Source organism: Paeniglutamicibacter sp. (assembly GCF_046714615.1).
Lineage (GTDB): Bacteria > Actinomycetota > Actinomycetes > Actinomycetales > Micrococcaceae > Paeniglutamicibacter.
In genome coordinates this window covers 1-5104 of sequence record NZ_JBKKAP010000185.1, presented here as the reverse complement: position 1 = coordinate 5104, position 5104 = coordinate 1, and the positions used below count along the sequence as shown (strand labels likewise).

At 65.3% G+C, this 5104-nt stretch carries 3 protein-coding genes; all 3 read left to right on the top strand.

The window, feature by feature from the left end; translation table 11 throughout:
* The coding region (purL, locus tag ACLQ7E_RS21845; protein ID WP_411734688.1) for a phosphoribosylformylglycinamidine synthase subunit PurL at positions 1-2096 on the top strand (2096 nt) is incomplete at its 5' end.
* 117 nt (positions 2097-2213) lie between these two features.
* A complete protein-coding gene (locus ACLQ7E_RS21840; protein ID WP_411734687.1) occupies positions 2214-2645 on the top strand; it encodes a DUF3592 domain-containing protein in 432 nt (143 codons plus the stop codon).
* Between the two features lie 440 nt (positions 2646-3085).
* Positions 3086-4978: an FAD-binding monooxygenase gene (locus tag ACLQ7E_RS21835; protein WP_411734686.1), complete on the top strand. Its 1893-nt coding sequence runs from the start codon at positions 3086-3088 to the stop codon at positions 4976-4978.
* The last annotated feature ends 126 nt before the right edge of the window (positions 4979-5104 follow it).

The following is a 5104-nucleotide window of genomic DNA, read 5'->3' as shown; positions in this document are numbered from 1 at the left end:
GCCAGTTCGGCGAGAAGGTCACCGAGGAAATGAAGAAGGACATGCTGGTGGGCATCGGCGAGAACGCCGGCGTCACCAACCTGGGCGACGGCTGGGCCGTGACGTTCAAGATCGAGTCCCACAACTCGCCGTCGTTCGTTGAGCCGTACCAGGGTGCCGCTACCGGCATCGGCGGCATTGTTCGTGACATCATTTCCATGGGCGCACGCCCTGTTGCCGTGATGGACCCGTTGCGCTTCGGCGCGATCGACCACCCTGACACCGCACGCGTGATCCACGGCGCCGTTGCCGGCATCGGCGGCTACGGCAACTCGCTGGGCCTGCCGAACATCGGCGGCGAAATGGTCTTTGACTCCGTCTACCAGGGCAACCCGCTGGTGAACGCGCTGGCAGTTGGCGTCATGCGCCACGAGGACATCCGCCTGGCCAACGCGTCGGGCAAGGGCAACAAGGTCGTGCTCTTCGGCGCACGCACCGGCGGCGACGGCATCGGTGGCGCCTCGATCCTCTCCTCGGAGTCCTTCGACGACACCAAGCCCTCCAAGCGCCCCGCGGTCCAGGTTGGCGACCCGTTCGCCGAGAAGGTACTCATCGAGTGCTGCCTGGAGCTCTTCAAGGGTTCCCTCGTTGAGGGCATCCAGGACCTTGGCGCCGCGGGCATCTCCTGCGCCACCTCGGAACTGGCCTCCAACGGCGACGGCGGCATGGAGGTCGAACTGACCTCCGTGCTGCTGCGCGATCCGACCCTGACCCCGGGCGAAATCCTGATGTCCGAGTCGCAGGAACGCATGATGGCCGTTGTCTCCCCGGAGAACATCGAAGCCTTCGAGGCGACCATGGACAAGTGGGCCGTGGAGTACTCCTGGCTCGGCGAGGTCACCGACACCGGCCGCTTGATCATCAAGTGGGACGGCGAAGTCATCGTCGACGTCGACCCGCGCACCGTGGCCCACGACGGCCCGCTCTACGACCGCCCGTATGCCCGCCCCGAGTGGCAGGATGCGCTGCAGGCCGACACCTTCAAGTCCTCGGAGGCCGGGGCGAACCTGCCCTCCACCGGCGATGAGCTGAAGGCCGCGCTCGTGGAGCTCATGGCGTCCCCGAACATGTGCGACAAGTCCTGGATCACCAACCAGTACGACCGCTACGTTGGCGGCAACACCGCGCTCGCAGCCCCGGATGATGCCGGCGTGATCCGCGTTGACGAGGAAACCGGCATGGGCGTGGCCCTGGCCACCGACGCCAACGGCCGCTACACCTTCCTGGATCCGTACCACGGCGCGCAGCTGGCCCTGGCAGAGGCCTACCGCAACGTCGCCACCTCCGGCGCCGTGCCGATGGCCGTCTCCGACTGCCTGAACTTCGGTTCCCCCGAGGACTCGGATGTCATGTGGCAGCTGGCAGAGGCCATTCGCGGTCTCTCGGATGCCTGCCTGGTGCTTGGTGTCCCGGTCACCGGCGGCAACGTCTCGCTGTACAACCAGACCGGGTCCACCCCGATCCACCCGACCCCGGTCGTGGCAATGCTGGGCAAGTTCGACGACGTCGAGCGCCGCACCCCCTCGGGTTGGCGCGCGGATGCCGACGGCCAGGCCCTGTACCTGCTGGGCACCACGTTCGACGAGCTGGACGGCTCGGAGTTCGCGAACATCCGTGGTCACCTCGGCGGCCTGCCGCCGAAGGTCGACCTTGCAGCGGAGAAGACCCTGGGTGCGATCCTGATCAACGCTTCGCGCGATGGCATGATCGATTCGGCCCACGACCTCTCCGAGGGCGGCCTTGGCGCCGCCTTGGGCGAGATGGCGCTGCGCTATGGCGTCGGCGCCCGCGTGGCACTGGATGACCTGTGCGAACGCGACGACGTGGATGCGTTCACCGCGCTATTCTCCGAGTCCCAGGCGCGCGCCGTTGTTGCGGTTCCGCGCTCGGAAGAGGTTCGCTTCAACGACATGGCCACGGCCCGCCGCTTCCCGGTGGTTCGCCTCGGTGTCGTTGACGCCGCGAGCACCTCGCTGGAGGTCCAGGGCCAGTTCGACCTGGACCTGGGCGAGCTGCGCGAGGCCCACGAGGCCACGCTGCCGAAGTACTTCGGCTAAGCACGTCTATCTACTGCGGGGCGTCGGGTTTTTCCCGGCGCCCCGCAGTAGTTTAATCAACAGGTGCCAATGGTTGGACGACAGGCGATTTCCGTGAACTTCCCCAAGGAGACCTGAGTGAAGCTTGTTCTATATATCATCTGGGCACTGTTTATGGTCGCTGCGTTGTGGGCCATGATCCACTCCGTCACGAAGACCCGGGCCCAGGAGCGGTTGATCGCCAGCTGGCCCAAGGTTCAGGGGCGAGTCACCGGCAGCAGGCAGGGCTGGACCAGCGGGGTGGGGAATTCCTCACGGAACATTCGCCATTGGCCTACCTATGAATTTGTGGGCCCGGACGGCACCGCACATACCGGTGAATCCGAAGTTTCCTACGTGAACGCTCCAGTTCCGGGTACGGCGCTGGAGGTGGCCTACAACCCTGCGAATCCGCACCAGTCGTTCCAGGTGGATTCGCCGTCCAGGCTCCTCATGGGCTGCATCATCCCGGTCCTGGTCCTGCTGTGTATCGCCGCGTTCTGGTTCATTGAATTCCTCCCACTGGACTGAGCCGCGGAATTTCACCACCGGGTGGTGACCTCATCGGGCTGGATTACGCTGCTCCGCAGCATATTAGCAACAGCCTCAATTTCGAATTGTCTGCCTGCCAGGAAGAGTGGTGGCACACTCGATCCAGGGTTATAAGGGTCCAGCTCGGGTTCCATCCCGTGATTACGACAGGTTATAAGGGGATGTAAGGAAAATGCTTATATCCCCTTATAACTCTTCATACTGCATGCGACACATGCCCATCTCGCATGCAGCCCCGCAACACCGTTCAGCTCGTCAGCGCTCACACCACCATGCCTACGGCGACACACTTGTGAGCCACCTCGCTTTTGCCGTAGAGTTCTACATCACAGGCCGAAGTTCAACTATAGAATCTAGTGTTCAAATATAGAACACGAAGCGGCGGCCGCAGACAGAACACGACGAAGTGAGGAAAGCCCGTGCAGTTCCACCACCACGGTTACGTATCCGGTGACCCGCGTATCAAGCCAGCAGCCGGCGTCGGCATCGACCGTCCGGAGGAGCTGCCCGAGAATGTCGACGTGCTGATCGTCGGCTCCGGCCCCGCCGGCATGCTCACCGCCGCGCAGCTGTCCCAGTTCCCCGACATCACCACCCGCATCGTGGAACGCCGCGGCGGACGCCTGGAGATCGGCCAGGCGGACGGCATCCAGGCCCGCAGCGTCGAGACTTTCCAGGCCTTCGGCTTCGCCGAGGCCATCATCGCAGAGGCCTACAAGATCACCGAGATGGCCTTCTGGCGCCCCGACACCGAGAACCCGCAGAACATCATCCGCGGCGGCCGCGCACTGGATGACACCGTGGGCATCAGCGAGTTCCCGCACCTGATCGTGAACCAGGCGCGCGTGCTCGACTACTTCGCCGAGGTCGCAGCCAACTCCCCCACCCGCCTGACCCCCGACTTCGGCTGGGACTTCCAGACCCTCGAGGTTGAAGAAAGCGGCGACTACCCCGTCAAGGTCACCCTGGTGCGCAGCGCCGGTGAGGGCGAGGGCACCACTCGCATCGTCAACGCCAAGTACGTGGTCGGCGCCGACGGCGCGCGCTCCAAGGTCCGCGCGTCCATCGGCTGCACCATGGCCGGAGACCAGGCCAACCACGCCTGGGGCGTCATGGACGTGCTGGCCTCCACCGATTTCCCGGACATACGCCTCAAGTGCGCCATCCAGTCCCACGACGGCGGCTCCATCCTCCTGATCCCGCGCGAGGGCGGACACCTCTTCCGCATGTACGTCGATTTGGGCGTGGTCCCCGAGGGCGACAACGGCGCGGTGCGCAAGACCAGCATCGAGCACATCATCGAGCAGGCCAACGCGATCATCCACCCCTACACCCTCGAGGTGCGCAACGTCGCCTGGAGCAGCGTCTACGAGGTCGGCCACCGCCTCACCGACCGCTTCGACGACGTGCTGCCCGAGGAGCTCGGCACCCGCAACCCGCGTGTCTTCATCACCGGGGATGCCTGCCATACGCACAGCGCCAAGGCCGGCCAGGGCATGAACGTGTCCATGCAGGACGGCTTCAACATCGGCTGGAAGCTCGCCCACGTGCTCGAGGGCCGCAGCCCCGAGTCGCTGCTGGCCACCTACTCGGCCGAGCGCCAGGTGGTCGCGAAGAACCTCATCGACTTCGACAAGGAATGGTCGACGCTGATGGCCAAGAAGCCCGAGGAGTTCGAAAACCCCTCGGACCTCGAGGACTTCTACGTGCGCACCGCCGAGTTCCCTGCCGGGTTCATGACCGAATACGCGCCCTCCATGCTCACCGGGACCCCGGCGCACCAGGAGCTGGCCACCGGCTTCCCGGTGGGCAAGCGCTTCAAGTCGGCCATGGCCTCGCGCGTCTGCGACACCAACCCGATGCAGCTGGGCCACCACGCAACCGCCGATGGCCGCTGGCGCATCTACGTCTTCGCCGATCCTTCACTCCCAGGGGCCGACTCCCCGGTGGCCGAGCTGGCCCAGTGGCTGTCCACCGCGCCCGAGTCGCCGCTGGCGGCAACCCCGGCGGGGCTCGACATCGACGCATGGTTCGATGTGAAGGTCATCTACCAGCAGCCGCATGAAGACATCGACATCAACGCGGTGCCGAAGGTCTTCAAGCCGGAGGTCGGACCGTTCAAGCTCACCGAGTACGAGAAGGTCTACGGCACGGTTCCGGGCAATGACATCTTTGATGTGCGCGGCCTCTCCCGCGACGGCGTGATCGTGGTGGTCCGCCCCGACCAGTACGTGGCCAACGTGCTCCCGCTTGGCGCGACCACGGAGCTTGGCGAGTTCTTCGCACAGATCCACTCGGGCGCTCGCGTCTAGCAGCGACTTGAGCCAAACCACCTGATCCGCACCGGCGGATACCCCGACGGAATGCCCGCCGGCCCGGGCCGCGGGCGCTGCGGTTTTTTGGGGGCCTCGCTACGTTGGCCCCGTTGGCGGGGCGGT